Annotated in this window: 9 protein-coding genes; 4 read left to right on the top strand and 5 right to left on the bottom strand. The window is 43.0% G+C overall.

Annotated features, from left to right (window positions below; all coding sequences use genetic code 11):
* The first annotated feature begins 104 nt into the window (after nucleotides 1-104).
* The 3 genes from HUW51_RS14020 (at nucleotide 105) to HUW51_RS14010 (ending at nucleotide 6,104) form a co-directional block, all read left to right on the top strand.
* A complete protein-coding gene (locus tag HUW51_RS14020) occupies nucleotides 105-1,256 on the top strand; it encodes an efflux RND transporter periplasmic adaptor subunit (protein WP_185270265.1) in 1,152 nt (383 codons plus the stop codon).
* A 74-nt stretch (nucleotides 1,257-1,330) separates the two neighbouring features.
* Nucleotides 1,331-4,495 (top strand): efflux RND transporter permease subunit, encoded by a 3,165-nt coding sequence (locus HUW51_RS14015; protein ID WP_185270264.1) that lies wholly within the window; start codon nucleotides 1,331-1,333, stop codon nucleotides 4,493-4,495.
* A gap of 157 nt (nucleotides 4,496-4,652) precedes the next feature.
* Nucleotides 4,653-6,104, top strand: coding sequence for a TolC family protein (locus tag HUW51_RS14010; protein ID WP_185270263.1), 1,452 nt, complete (start codon nucleotides 4,653-4,655; stop codon nucleotides 6,102-6,104).
* A 208-nt stretch (nucleotides 6,105-6,312) separates the two neighbouring features.
* On the opposite strand, the gene HUW51_RS14005 is transcribed toward HUW51_RS14010, so the two are convergent.
* The 4 genes from HUW51_RS14005 to HUW51_RS13990 form a co-directional block, all read right to left on the bottom strand.
* Nucleotides 6,313-6,993, bottom strand: a complete 681-nt coding sequence (locus HUW51_RS14005; protein ID WP_228466629.1) for a DUF2490 domain-containing protein — start codon at nucleotides 6,991-6,993, stop codon at nucleotides 6,313-6,315.
* The gene (locus HUW51_RS14000) at nucleotides 6,983-7,561 is read right to left on the bottom strand and encodes a hypothetical protein (RefSeq protein WP_185270261.1); all 579 of its coding nucleotides are present in this window, start codon (nucleotides 7,559-7,561) and stop codon (nucleotides 6,983-6,985) included. Before HUW51_RS14000 ends, HUW51_RS14005 begins: the two co-directional genes overlap by 11 nt.
* Nucleotides 7,562-7,721: 160 nt before the next feature.
* A complete protein-coding gene (locus HUW51_RS13995; protein ID WP_185270260.1) occupies nucleotides 7,722-8,657 on the bottom strand; it encodes a TerC family protein in 936 nt (311 codons plus the stop codon).
* A gap of 762 nt (nucleotides 8,658-9,419) precedes the next feature.
* Nucleotides 9,420-9,779 carry a response regulator gene (locus tag HUW51_RS13990; RefSeq protein WP_185270259.1) on the bottom strand — a complete coding sequence of 120 codons (360 nt, stop codon included), beginning with the start codon at nucleotides 9,777-9,779 and terminating at the stop codon, nucleotides 9,420-9,422.
* Between the two features lie 377 nt (nucleotides 9,780-10,156).
* Between HUW51_RS13990 and HUW51_RS13985 the strand changes: the two genes are divergently transcribed.
* Nucleotides 10,157-11,404 carry a cation:proton antiporter gene (locus HUW51_RS13985; RefSeq protein ID WP_185270258.1) on the top strand — a complete coding sequence of 416 codons (1,248 nt, stop codon included), beginning with the start codon at nucleotides 10,157-10,159 and terminating at the stop codon, nucleotides 11,402-11,404.
* A gap of 351 nt (nucleotides 11,405-11,755) precedes the next feature.
* On the opposite strand, the gene HUW51_RS13980 is transcribed toward HUW51_RS13985, so the two are convergent.
* Nucleotides 11,756-14,134 carry a TonB-dependent receptor gene (locus HUW51_RS13980; protein ID WP_185270257.1) on the bottom strand — a complete coding sequence of 793 codons (2,379 nt, stop codon included), beginning with the start codon at nucleotides 14,132-14,134 and terminating at the stop codon, nucleotides 11,756-11,758.
* Nucleotides 14,135-14,451 lie beyond the last annotated feature (317 nt).

Genomic DNA, 14,451 nt, shown 5'->3' with positions numbered 1-14,451 from the left:
TTTCTCTAATTTTTTAGCGACCGGCATTGCTATGTCCGGCCGTGAACCAATTTGTATTTGCTGCTGCCAACCCGTTTGGCCAAAGCTTTCAAACAAACCAAGTCATGCTAACGATAAAAAAAGTATTAAACCTGTTATATTTATTTGTATTCGGATTATTAATTAGTGGCTGCACCGCCCAGGGTGAGGTAGAAAAGAAAAATCCGGAGATACCCACTTTGCCTGTTACGCAGGTCATTACTAAAGACACCGTACTGCACCACGATTATGTAGCCGACATCCAGGCGCAACGGCACGTTGAAATTCGAGCCCGGGTAAAAGGCTTCCTGGATAATATTTACGTAGACGAAGGGCAACAGGTAAAAAAAGGACAACCGCTTTTCCGGATTAGCTCCGAAGAATATGAAGCCGAACTTGCCCGCACTAAAGCCAACCTGAACAGTGCCATTGCCGCCGCCAAAGGCGCCCAGCTCGAAGTAGACCGGGTAAAAACCCTGGTAGAAAAGCGCGTAGTTACTAAATCGGAACTGGAAGTGGCCCAGGCTAAACTTAACGCCGCCAAAGCCGGCATCGAAGAAGCTAAATCGGCTCAGGCCAATGCGGCTACCAAACTTTCCTATACCTTTATCAAAGCTCCGTTTACCGGCATCATCGACCGCATTCCTTTAAAAGTAGGAAGCTTAGTAGATGAAGGAGCCCTGCTTACTACCTTATCCGATTTAGGTTCGGTGTACGTGTATTTTAACGTTTCAGAAAAAGAATATTTGCATCATATTAAAGCGCAACAGCAAGGCACCAGCACCAGCAGCGAGGTAGTAGATTTGGTACTGGCCGATGGCACCCGGTATGCGCAAAAAGGTAAAATAGAAACCGTAGAAGGAGTTATTGAAGCCAATACCGGTGCTATTGCTTTCCGGGCTAAGTTTCCAAATCCAAAACAACTGTTAAAACACGGCTCTACCGGTCGTGTGCGCCTGACCAACGAGGTAGAAGAAGCCCTCCTGATTCCGCAAAAAGCCGCGTTCGAAATTCAGGATCAGAATTTTGTGTATGTGGTAGACCAGAACAACACCTTGAAAATTAAAAATTTTAAACCCCGGGCGCGCTTATCGCACTTCTACATCGTAGACTCTGGCCTGCAACCCGGCGACAAGGTGGTATACGAAGGTGTACAGGAACTACGCGATGGCTTAACCATTAAGCCGGTTTATATTCCGATGGATAGCTTGTTAACGGCCCAGAACCAAAGTTTATAAACCAACAAAGTCGAAAATAGCAGCAACTGCCGGAATAATTCCGGCGGATAGATACCCTTTTAAGTAAACTCAAAATGTTTAAGATATTTATAGAGCGACCGGTGTTATCACTGGTAATATCGCTATTTATAACCATGTTGGGCGCTTTGGCGCTCTTTAACCTGCCCGTTACGCAGTTCCCCGATATTGTGCCGCCTTCGGTAACGGTTACGGCTAAATATACCGGGGCCAACGCCGAAGTATGTACCAAAGCCGTAGCTACGCCCCTGGAACGCGCCATTAACGGCGTTCCCGGCATGACCTATATGTCGTCGGTGTCGAGTAACAACGGCATTACCTTAATCCAGGTGTTTTTTGAAGTAGGCACCGACCCGGATTTAGCGGCCGTAAACGTGCAAAACCGCGTAACTACCATTCTGGATGAACTACCCGAAGAAGTAATAAAAGCCGGGGTAACCACCGAAAAAGAAGTAAACAGCATGCTGCTTTACTTAAACCTGATGAGCGAAGACCCGAGTGCCGGCGAACAGTTTGTTTACAATTTTGCCGACATCAACGTATTACAAGAATTAAAACGGATTGATGGCGTTGGTTTCTGCGAGATTATGGGCCAGCGCGAATACTCCATGCGGGTCTGGCTGAAACCGGACCGCTTAGCAGCTTACCAGGTTTCTACGGACGAAGTAATTAATGCCATTCGGGCGCAGAACGTAGAAGCGGCACCCGGTAAAGCGGGCGAAAGCGCCGGCGATTCGCACCAGATGTTGCAATACGTTTTAAAATATACCGGTAAATTCTTCGAACCGAAGCAATACGAAGATATTGTAATCCGCTCCAACGACGATGGTTCTGGTTCGGTGCTGCGCCTGAAAGATATAGCCGAAGTAGAATTTGGTTCTTTAAGCTACGGCATGGTTTCTAAAACCGATGGCCGTCCTTCCGCTTCCATTATGATTAAGCAACGGCCGGGTTCGAATGCCCGCGAAGTAATTGCCAACGTAAAATCGCGCATGGCCGAATTAAAAGAAAGTTCGTTCCCGCCCAAAATGACCTATAACATTGCTTATGATGTGTCGCGCTTTTTAGATGCTTCCATGAGCGAAGTAATCCGGACTTTAATTGAAGCTTTTATTCTGGTTTTTATTATCGTGTATATTTTCCTCCAGGATTTTCGCTCGACGCTTATTCCGGCTTTAGCGGTGCCCGTTTCTTTGATAGGAACGTTCTTTTTTATGCAGCTATTCGGGTTCTCCGTAAACCTGCTTACTTTATTTGCCTTAGTATTGGCCATTGGGATTGTGGTGGATAATGCCATTGTGGTAGTAGAAGCGGTGCACGCTAAAATGCACGAAAAACACATGCCGGCCCGGCAAGCAACCCTCGAAGCCATGGGCGAAATCAGCGGGGCGATTGTGGCTATTACCCTAGTAATGTCAGCAGTGTTTGTACCGGTATCTTTTATGTCCGGTCCGGTAGGTATTTTTTACCGGCAGTTCTCGTTAACCCTGGCCATTGCGATTGTTATTTCGGGGGTAAATGCCCTTACGCTTACGCCGGCTTTGTGCGCCCTCATGCTGAAACCCAGCCACGGCACTAAAAAGAACAACTTCATCAACCGCTTCTTTAATAAATTCAATCGCGGCTATAACGCCATGGAGGGTTCTTACAAAAGTTACGTGCGCAAGCTGGCAGGTCGCCGGATGGTGACCATTGGTTTGTTCCTGGTATTCTGCGTGGGTTCCTGGGCCTTAACCAAAGTGTTACCAACGGGTTTTATCCCGACGGAAGACCAGGGCATGATTTACGTGAACGTGACTACTCCGGCCGGAGCTACCGTGGAACGGACCGAATACGTGCTCGACAAAATTCAGGAAGCAACTAAGGGCATCAAGGCAGTAGAATCCGTTTCGACGTTGGCCGGTTTTAGCTTGTTAACCGATGCAGCCGGCGCTTCTTACGGCATGGGCATGATTAACCTGAAAGCCTGGGAAAACCGGGAAGAATCAGTGGATGATATTATTGCGGTACTGGAAGAAAAAACCAAAAATTTAAAAGACGCCAGCATTGAGTTTTTCCCGCCGCCTACTGTGCCCGGTTTTGGTAACTCCAGCGGTTTTGAGTTACGCTTGTTAGACCGGAAAAAAAGTGAGGAACTGCAAGGTACTGCGGATGTGACGAACAAGTTTATTCAGGCGATGCAAAAAACGCCCGAGATCAACAGCGCTTTCACAAACTTCGACCCAAATTTCCCGCAGTACATGATTCACGTGGACCAAGACATGGCGGCTAAAAAAGGCGTGACTATTGATAATGCCATGAGTACGCTGCAAACTTTACTAGGTAGTTACTATGCTTCCAACTTTATCCGGTTCGGGCAGATGTACAAAGTAATGGTGCAGGCGCCACCGGATTATCGTTCTACCCCGGAAGATGTTTTAAAATTATTCGTAAAAAATAATCAGGGCGAAATGGTGCCATTCTCTACTTTTATTACCCTGGAGCGAGTGTACGGACCGGAGCAACTTACCCGCTATAACATGTACACCTCGGCCATGATTAACGGCACGGCAGCACCGGGTTACAGCAGCGGTGACGCCATTCAGGCGATTGAACGGGTAGCCAAAGAAACCTTACCCCGCGGCTATACTTTTGAATGGTCCGGGATGACCCGCGAAGAAATTTTATCGGGTAACCAGGCGGTGTACATCTTCCTCATCAGTTTACTTTTTGTGTATTTGTTGCTGGCTGCCCAGTACGAAAGTTTCTTGTTGCCTTTGCCGGTAATTTTATCTCTACCAACCGGTATTTTCGGCGCTTTCCTGTTTTTACAGCTCATGGGCTTGCAAAATAACATTTATGCCCAGGTGGCCCTGGTAATGCTTATTGGGTTGCTGGGTAAAAATGCCATTCTGATTGTGGAGTTTGCCATTCAGCGCCGAAAAGAAGGTTTAACTATTTTAAAAGCGGCAGTTGAGGGGGCAGTTTCCCGCTTGCGACCTATTCTAATGACTTCTTTTGCCTTTATCGCGGGTTTAATTCCGTTGTGTATTGCCAGTGGTGCAGGTGCTATGGGGAACCGTTCCATCGGCACAACGGCAGCGGGCGGTATGCTGGTAGGTACTATTTTCGGGGTTATTTTAATTCCGGGCTTGTACGTACTGTTCGCCAAATTATCGGAAGGTAAAAAAGTAAAAACTTTAAAAATCGCCAAAAAATCTAAAGCCCTGGAAACCGCTTAATCCTGATTTTTTAAAATTTTAGTAAAATCCCGATGAATAAAGTCCGGCGGATGGATGCATCCGCCGGCGCATTGGGCTACTAATTTTTTAAAATTCTTCTTGCTTCAGATTAAGCTGAAAAATGCCTGCGGTTTCTTTCATTTTAAAATTTCAATTCATGTATTTCAGAAATTCCTTATATAAAATCTCTTTATTTCTTTTTTTACTGGCCTTTTTAGGGGCTTGTAAAGCAACGGACCCACTGGTTTTGCCGAAAGGTAAAACGCTGCCTGCTTCTTTTGGCGCCACTTCCGATACCAGCAGCCTTGGGCAAATGGCCTGGCGCAGCTTTTTTACCGACCCTAACCTGGTAAGTTTAATTGATACGGCCCTGCGCAATAACCCCGATTTGTTAGCCGCCGCACAACGCGTAGATATGGTACGGTCGAATGTACTGTTGGCCAAAGGCGCTTTGTTACCGGGCATTCAAGGCGTGGCCTCGGCCGGAACTACCAAGTTTGGCGATTACACCATCGATGGGGTAGGTAATTACGACACCAACTTTTCGCCGAATATTGATGAGAAGCAGCGCATCCCGCAAAAAGCCGTTCCGGATTACTTTTTAGGTTTCCGGAGTTTTTGGGAAATTGATTTATGGGGGAAACTACGAAAAACCCGCAAAGCCGCTTACGCCCGCTTTTTAGCCTCCGAAAAAGGCCGGCAATTAGTACAAACGTCTTTAATTGCCGAAGTAGCTAAATTGTATTACGAGTTATTGGCGCTGGATAGTGAACTGGCCATCCTGGAAAAGAACATTCAGTTGCAAAAGTTAGCCGTGGAGTTAATGGATGCCCAGAAAACTGGGGGACGGGCTACCGAATTAGCGGTGCAGCAATCCCAAGCCCAGCTCCTGAACACCACCAGCCTGCAAGCCGAAAAGCAACAGCAAATTGTAGCCACCGAAAATTTATTAAATCAATTACTCGGCCGTTTTCCGCAACCCATTACCCGGGGCAATCCCATTCAGCAACAGCAACTACCAGCTACCATTCAGGCGGGCATACCCGCGCAGTTATTGGCCTTGCGCCCCGATGTAAAACAAGCCGAGCTGGAGTTAGTAGCCGCAAAGTTGGATGTTGGGGCTGCCCGGGCAGCGTTTCTGCCGTCCTTAACTATTTCGCCACACTTAGGATTAAACGCTTTTAAAGCTTCGTTGCTTTTAAATACGCCGGCTTCGCTGGCCTATGGGGTTCTGGGTGGATTAACAGTGCCGCTTTTAAACCAGAACCAATTAAAATCGCGACTAAAATTTTCGACGGCGGCTAGCAAAGAAGCTTTTTACAATTACCAGAAAGCTATTTTGATTGGTTACCAGGAAGTAGCTACGGGCCTATCAGCTATCGAAAATTTTAAAAAAGTAGCGGAAATCAAAAACCAGGAAGTGCAGACCCTACAAAATGCCGTAAACTCGGCTAACGCCCTTTTTGCGGGCGGTTACGCTACCTACCTGGAAATTATTACGGCCCAAAAAGGCGTGTTAGCCGCTGAACTGGAATTAAACCAAAACCAGCGGGCCATGTTCCAATCTACCGTAGATGTGTACCGGGCTTTAGGCGGTGGGTGGCAGTAATTTTAAAAATTTGCTTTTTTACCAAGCAGCAGGTAATAACAGGTGGTTCTCTTAGATAAATTGTATTTAGAATGCGTGTAAATTAAGCTGCTTGGTAGGCGTTCTTGTTTTAAGTTACATTTATTTATGCCTATATAAATAAGCCGGAAGCCTCCTAAGTTTCCGGCTTATTTTTTTATTTCCAATTGCTAATCAAATTACTAGGTACTCATATTTTTAGATACCAGCTTAAGTTAATCCAATAATGCTGATTGGTAGCGTTGTTTAAAAACGAATTTACGCGATAATCTAAACCAAATTCTAATTTACTGGTATCGGTAAACTCGTAGCCCAGCAACGGAATAAATCGCAGTTCCAGGTCATAGCTTTTGCCTTGAAATGAATTTAAATACTCGTTATTAAATTTAAAATAAAACTCTTTGGGATCTATTGATTGTCCGCTCAATGGAAATTCGGGAGTTATCCGGTATCGGATGCGGTATTCCGTGGGGCTTTCCGGGTCAAAGGTTTGATCGGTGGTAAATCGATGCGCGAGGCGAAAAAAGCTATAGCCTTTTACTATAGTAAACTGCTGCGTAGCCCTCTGTATAAATCTGTTATCTTCGATTCGCATTAAGTAGCCGGCCGCCAGAGAGTTATTTAAACCTACTTTTTTAGAAAGAGTCAGAGAAAAATCAGATAAAACGTACTTAAAACGGGAACCTTCTCCATTCTCAAGATCGTCGGGTAACTTTGCTTGCCGCGATTCCCATTTAAAGTTTAAACTCCAATCTTTTTTTAAACCTTTATTAATATTAATAGCCGGCAAAGTACCGATTTGTGCTTGGCTTTTTAAGGAACAAAGCAAGACAAAGCTTACAAGTAAAGTTGCGGTTAATCTAAAATGCAAGATTGTCAATGTTTCTGAAAATTATTTCTGCAGTAGCTACCATTTCACCAGTTTGCGAGAAGGTGATCTCGTACAACTTTACTTGCCTGCCTTTGCTACCTTTTACCACTATTTCGTATTTGGTAGCATACTCCTTAGTTGTTTCCTGGTTCTTTAGTAAAGCCAATAACGTGGAAGTTTGCCCGGTGTATTGAACCTGTATTTTATTAATTTTATAATTGGTGTATGCAGCACTCAGGTTCTTCGAAATATTTTTTTGCGTTTCTTCCGGAATTTCTGACCAGTTGATTTGCACTTCCACATCTTGCAGATTGCCTTGGGTATCAAATTCCAGACTGTGTTTTTTTTGATTATGGGTTACCTTGGCTTCAATGGTATTGCCATTTAAACTTTCTTCCCGGTACCATTTTACTCTTCCCGAAAAAGAAAGCGCTTCCACAAACTTCTTAGCTTCTGCCGGTACTTTATTTTGTTTTAAGCGGTATTCTTTTTCGTACTTTTTTTGGCCAAAAGCCTGAACAGCCAGTAGCAAAAGCACCGCTAATAATAAGGGCGTTTGTAAATTCATGCTGATCGTTTTTTAAAAATAAAGGTTATACGCCACTAACAACTAAACATGTAATTGCCCCAACTGGCAGGAACCGGATTAAAGAATAGCCAGTTTTTTAATCGGGGCAAATTAATTTATCAAAAAATCGTTGTGGCCTAAATAGAAGGGAAGTTTAAAATTATTTACTTCCTTTTATCTCTTCCGAGTTATCTGTTTTAAGTAAAGAAAACACGACACTTACTGTAATTATAAGCCCGATAACAATTAAAGATATAAAAGTGGGCACCTTTACTACGTCTACCAAAACCATTTTTAGACCTACAAATACCAAAATTACAGCTAACCCCGTAGACAGATAAACAAAGCGGTGAACCACGTGCGCCAAAGCAAAGTAAAGCGACCGAAGGCCCAAAATGGCAAAAACGTTGGATGTATACACAATAAACTGGTCTTGGGTAATGGCCAAAATGGCCGGGATGCTATCTACCGCAAAAATAAGGTCGGTGGTTTCGATAAGAATAAGAACCAAAAAGAGCGGCGTTGCCATAACTTTGCCACCTTGCTTTACAAAAAATTTGTCACCCTCTAATTGGTTGGTAACCGGCATTATTTTCCGGAAAAATTTAATTACCGGATTTTTCTCCGGTTCCATTTTTTTATCCTGTTCGGTAAACATTTTGTAACCGGTATAAATCAGGAAAACGCCAAAAATATAAATTGTCCAATGAAACCGTTCGATTAAGGCTACGCCGGCAAATATAAAAATCACGCGCATGATTAAAGCCCCCAGAATACCCCAGAATAAAATTTTATGCTGATAAATAGCGGGTATTTGGAAATAACTGAACACCAAAACAAAAACAAAAATATTATCGACGCTCAGCGATTTTTCGATCACGTAACCAGTTAAAAATTCAATTGCTTTGGGCTCGCCGAACCAGTAATAAATCAGGCTGTTAAATATCAAGGCCAAACAAATCCAAACAGCCGACCAGGTTAAGGCTTCTTTTATAGTAATTACATGCGCTTTGCGGTTAAATATCCCTAAATCCAGGGCTAACATCACGAGCACAAAAACATTAAATCCAATCCAAAATGAGCTATTAACTTCCATTTTTTAAATTTTTAGCGGATAGCAATATTAGGTAATAAGAGCGGGTAAAACGTATTAATCCGTTAACAAAAAATTAAATATTTTTAAGTTTCTGTTTCACTCTACTATTAACGACTTACTAGCTGCCAGGTTTTTCCAAAGCATTAGTTAAGAAGTGGAAGTTACATGGTATTTATGCTAAAAAGGTTTTAAATAAATTAAGTTTGGAAAGTAGTGCCTTGGCAGATTTACTGTGTAGAAAATTAGAATGTGTACTGTACGGAGATGAGTAATTGCGTTAGCTAAGTTTGATATTGGTTTGCGCACAATACTACTATGGCGCGGATTTACTTCCGTGTCTTGCAAATTATATTCGTTCGCATAGTTGCTGTACTAGCTCGGATTGCTTAGTGAAGTTGTTTCATTGCTCAGGTTCTGTTCTTTTTGTCTTGACACAAAAAGAACCAAAAAAGTCAAGACGCTAAAAACTCGCTGACCGCTCGAACAGGTTAGCGTCAACACTTGCACCTAGCTAAAGCTGTTTGTTGCATTGCAGGCAAGTAAAATTTTAAAATTTAAAAAATTCAAATTTCAAGATACCGCTTATGGAATAGTGTACCGGTAATTGTTTTTTTAGATGTTAAAACCTGAGAAGGAGCCTAGCTGGCAATAACTTTACTTCCTTGATTGAGTATTTTTAAATACAATTTTCTTTGATGGAGTAGGATATAGAATCAAGGAACAATGGCACTTTTGGCAATCAGTAGATTAATTGTATTACATTTAGGCTGCGGCTAAGATATCGGCTACTTCGTCTTGGGCTAGGGGTTTATTTAAAAAACGTACTACATTAGAATAAGTGGTAGAACGTTGGCGGTCCAGCTCACTTGTCGAAGAAGTTAAGATGTATACTTTATGGCTCATGTTACGGGCTACCATGTTTTCTAAAAATTGCCAGCCATTCATTACCGGCATATTCAAGTCTAGAAAAATAAGCGTAGGATTTACTTCTTCCAAAAGGTTTAACGCTTGCTCTGCATCGGTATAATCGCACACCTGCAAATCTTCATCCACGTTACTAATCACTTTTTTGGTAATAAAGTTATTAATCATATTATCATCCACTAACATTACCTTTTTCATAGATTGTTTACAGTATGGCGTTATTCTGCGAAATTTCTTTTCTGGCGTTGTCAATAATGCTGCCATTCGTTTTTTAAAAATTAGTAAATATTACTATTTTAATATAGCTACTAGAAGAATTTCTGCTTTTTAAAATTAGGCTACCTTAAATACAATGCTGGAATGAGTTAAATGCTATTGCTGGAAAGCGCTATTGCTACTTACTTTTTTCTAATTTTTAAATTTTTTATTTTTTAAATTTTCTACTTTAAGCCATGATGATGCTATTCGGTTGCTTCTCTGTACCATCTCGCCTCTTCTTTATTTAACAAACTTAATAGGCGCATAACCATTCCTCCTTTTTTGGAGTAGGTTAAATTCTAATTTATCGCAAAAGAATGGAGCCTTATCTCCTGATTATCACAATTATTGGTCTGGCAGCTTTAACCATGGCCTGGCTCCCCACCTGGCTGGCCAAGGTGCCCCTTTCGTACAGTATTTTGTTTGTGGTTTTTGGTTATCTGCTCTACCAACTGCCCTTGCCCCTACCCGAACCCGATCCATTAGCCAACAAAACCTTAACGGTTCGCCTCACCGAAATTGGGGTAATTATTACGCTCATGGGCACTGGCATTAAAATTAACCGGGCTTTTAGTTGGAAAAACTGGAAAATACCTTTTCTGCTCATTTTTGTTACCATGATTTTGTGCATTGCTGGCTTAAGTTTATTAAGCTGGTGGTGGTTAGGTTTGGCTCCTGTTTCCGCACTTTTGTTAGGTGCGGCAATGGCACCTACCGATCCGGTACTGGCTGCTGATGTACAAGTGGGGCCGCCTAGTACCGAAAAAGAAGATCACGTGCGTTTTTCTTTAACTGCCGAGGCAGGCATGAACGATGGCATGGCTTTTCCGTTTACCTGGCTGGCCATTGTGCTGGCTATTTCAGCTACTACCGGCGAAGATTGGTTTTGGTCGTGGTTGGGCTACGAGGTAGTGTATAAAATAGTGGCGGGGGTAGGCGTTGGCTACTTCATGGGACGGTTTTTGGCACATTTGGTTTTTCGTTTACCCGAAAAATCTAATTTTCCGGCAACTGAAGATGGTTTTGTGGCCATAGCCGCCACTTTACTTGTTTATGGTTTAACCGAAATAATACATGGCTATGGCTTTATTGCCGTGTTTATTACGGGCCTTACTTTGGGGCACCAGGAACGAACCCACGAATTGCACCGGGAATTACATGATTTTACCGACCAGATGGAAAGGCTTTTTCTGGTAATTGTTTTAATACTACTGGGCGGAAGCATTGCCACTGGTCTGCTCAATACCTTAACTATACCGGGAGCCATGGTAGGTTTATTGTTTGTTTTGGTTCTGCGCCCTTTATTTGCCTACTTAACTATTTGGAGGCAAAAAATTAATTTCCGCGAAAAAATTGCTATTAGCTTTTTTGGTATCCGCGGAATCGGATCTTTTTATTATTTAGCATTTGCCGTAACCGAAGCCACCTTTCCAGGGGAACAACAACTTTGGAGTATAGCGGGTTTTATCGTGTTAATTTCTGTACTGATACATGGCATTATGGCGTATCCGGTAATGAGCTACTTAGACCGAAAAAGAACCCCCTCCGACCTGACCATTGAATAATGCCCAAAGACAAAAAATTAAAATTTTAAAAAATCACGCTACCGGTTGATTTGTTTTTAGTTTAAAGTTGTTGCTTGCTGCTGTTAGATGTAATTTTTTAATAAAAGCGATTAATTAAACGCTAATAATTTCCCGTTTCCTTCATCAGGAATGCCGATAAAAATTAAAAAATTTAAAAATCAGCTACTCTCCCGGGAGTGCAAGTTATTTATGCTTTCGCACCTTATCTGGTACCGGTTTTTAAAATTTCATCTTCCAACTAAACCAAAAAGAAAGGATGCAGTGTACGTATACAACTGCATCCTAGTCAACCAACCCAAATAGTAATTTTGTTAGAAAGCGTTTTAAATTTTAGAATCGGTAATTAACACTCAACCGCACATTTCTTGGCGGATCGGTTTGCGTATAATAAGCATTTAACCACGAATAGTAGGAGCCGCTATACAGGTAATCGTCCAGAATATTATAAACATTGGCGGCAATCCGTATTTTATTGTTTGACCAATACACGCCACCATCTAATTTAAAATAGGTAGGCAATGTTTTACTCGGGTCCGGAGATACGTCCCAGTAAGTTTCCCGGCCCGAAAGCAAAGTGAACCCTCCGGAAACCCCAAATCCTTTAACTACACCATTTTGCAGCGTGTAATTAGCCCAGGCATTGGCCGTATGCCGGGCAAAACCCGGTACAATGTCGCCGACCTGAATATTGGGCTGCACCCCAGTTGTTTTAGTTACTTTAGATTCGGTTAAGGCGTAATTTGCCGTAAGCGTTAGGCCCGGTAAAATGGTACCCCGCAAATCAAATTCAATTCCCTGCGATTGTTTTTGACCTATCTCGGCTACTATCCCCGACGAAGGTGGCGCCGTTGGATCAGCCACTGCTTCGTTATTTTTTAAAATTCGATAGAGCGAGACCGTGGTATTCCATTTACCATCTAACCAATCCCGTTTAAAACCCAGTTCCAGGTTATTTCCCGTTAATGGCTGAATAGCTTCGCCATTGGCTTTAATTCCATTCTGCGGGGTAAAAGCCTGGTCGTATAAGGCATATACCGACGTAGACGGCGTAATAGATGCGCTTAATCCAACGCGGGGAGTAAAATGATTGTCGCCGATTGGAGATGGACCATACGCCTGTTTTACATAAGTGTACCGCCCCGCCAATGTTAACCGCAACTTGTTTTCAAAAAAACCTAGTTCATCCTGTAAATAACCAGCCGCGTAGCGTTGATCGATATTAGCACCGATGGCAAAAGCGCGCTGCTCCAACGGCGTAGAAAAATCAAATTGCGGATATCCATTATTGGGTACCCCATTGTTGGGGTTATGGATGTCGAATTCACCGCCTACGGTGTCCAGGGCATGGCTTTGCCCCCAGTCAGCAATATATTGTTTGTTAGCCATATCTAAACCACCGAGAACACGATGCTTGATTGCGCCGGTATTAAATTCACCATTCAGAAAAACCTGCCCCATCGTCATTTTGGCATTTGCTTCCCAACTGCTAATGCCTCTGATAATTTTACCATCCGGGCTGATAGAATTTGGCCAAGCTGATGACCCTAGGGCGTAGTAATTGAAGCGGGCTACCTGGGCGGTAAGTTTCCATTTTTCGTTAATATCGTGTTGCAGGTTTATAAAGGCGCTATGATCATTGATCGTTGACCCCGGTAATCCGGTTGGCAGCATGGTAAAGTTAACGGGTAGCGTAGCAAAACCTTGAGTATCGAAAACGTAGAAAGAGCCCACGTTGCTCATATTAGCGCGTTGATAGGTGTATTCGGCGGTCAATTTGGTTTTATCATCGAGCTGGTACGATATAACCGGGGCAATTACATACCGATCATTGTACTCATTAGCGCGGTGCGATTTTCTGTTTTGCGCCGCCAGATTAAGCCGGTACAGGATGCGTCCATCCTTCGACAAGCGGCCATCTAGGTCCAACGAGGTACGGTACAGGTCAAAACTACCAACTGTAAAAGCTACTTCGCCCGCCGAACGACCGGTAGGTTTTTTGGTTACCACATTGTACAAACCGCTCGGCTCCCCATTACTAAGCATAAAACCGGCCGGGCCTTTTACAAATTCAATATGATCCACAAAAGCCATATCTTCGGTGAGCGGCCCCCAATAAGAATTAACGGCATTAAAACCGTTCCGGAATGCTTGCATTTGCGAACCGCGGGCTACAATATTGGTATACAAATCCGCCCAGTGTTCTGACCGGTAGGCTCCGCTTACGTTCCGGATCACCCCATCGCTCATGCTTATTACCTGCTGGTCGCGCAGTACATCTTTGGTAACTACTTGTATGTTCTGGGGGGTTTCCAGTAAAGGAGTCGTTATCCGGAGACTGGAAGAAGGTTCATCCACTTTATAGTTATCCCGGCTGCCCGAAATAACAATCTCCTGTAATTGCGCTGAATTTTCTTTTAATATAAAGTCTATTATGGTTTGTTGCCCCGCAACAACTTCCACGGTTTGTTCCTGGGTTTCCAGCCCAACAAAGGAAGCAACAACCGTATACGAACCGGGCACTACGCCCGAAATAACGTAACGTCCCCGCTTATCAACGGTAGCGCCTTTGGCCGAACCCTTTAATGCCACATTTACAAATTCCGCGGGAGTGCCATCCGAAGAAGTTATTTTACCACCAATAGAGCCATTTCTTTGGGCATAAACGCTGATACTTAAAATAAAAAAAGTGAGGAAGTATAATAGACGCATAGTTAAGTAGTTTAGGTGATTTTTTAAATTTTTATCAACTGGATTAAGAGTTATGGATTAAAATCTGATGAATGCTAAGCAGCGCTAGCCTGTTTCTAAAATTGCTGATTACCTGCATGTCAATCAAAAAATATTAGGAGGCTTCGCCTGGGAGCAAGCAACATACAGGCAGATAGGTTTAAGGATTGCCCATCCAGTAGAATTAATTGTAGATGCCAGTGGCCAATTGCAAGTAGGTTTGGGTACGCCACCGCCTGTTCCAAATAGGTAAATCATATTAATTAATATCTCTTAATTTTATTTAGATTAATTTTAAA

The organism is Adhaeribacter swui (assembly GCF_014217805.1).
Lineage (GTDB): Bacteria > Bacteroidota > Bacteroidia > Cytophagales > Hymenobacteraceae > Adhaeribacter > Adhaeribacter swui.
Note: the sequence above shows the minus strand (reverse complement) of the source record. Positions and strands in the feature narration are given on the sequence as shown.

Coding starts and splice junctions, on each gene's coding strand:
- HUW51_RS13995 (WP_185270260.1), bottom strand. CDS start 8,657: ATGGAAGTTAATAGCTCATTTTGGATTGGATTTAATGTTTTTGTGCTC.
- HUW51_RS13985 (WP_185270258.1), top strand. CDS start 10,157: ATGGAGCCTTATCTCCTGATTATCACAATTATTGGTCTGGCAGCTTTA.
- HUW51_RS13980 (WP_185270257.1), bottom strand. CDS start 14,134: ATGCGTCTATTATACTTCCTCACTTTTTTTATTTTAAGTATCAGCGTT.
- HUW51_RS14000 (WP_185270261.1), bottom strand. CDS start 7,561: ATGAATTTACAAACGCCCTTATTATTAGCGGTGCTTTTGCTACTGGCT.
- HUW51_RS13990 (WP_185270259.1), bottom strand. CDS start 9,779: ATGAAAAAGGTAATGTTAGTGGATGATAATATGATTAATAACTTTATT.
- HUW51_RS14010 (WP_185270263.1), top strand. CDS start 4,653: ATGTATTTCAGAAATTCCTTATATAAAATCTCTTTATTTCTTTTTTTA.
- HUW51_RS14020 (WP_185270265.1), top strand. CDS start 105: ATGCTAACGATAAAAAAAGTATTAAACCTGTTATATTTATTTGTATTC.
- HUW51_RS14015 (WP_185270264.1), top strand. CDS start 1,331: ATGTTTAAGATATTTATAGAGCGACCGGTGTTATCACTGGTAATATCG.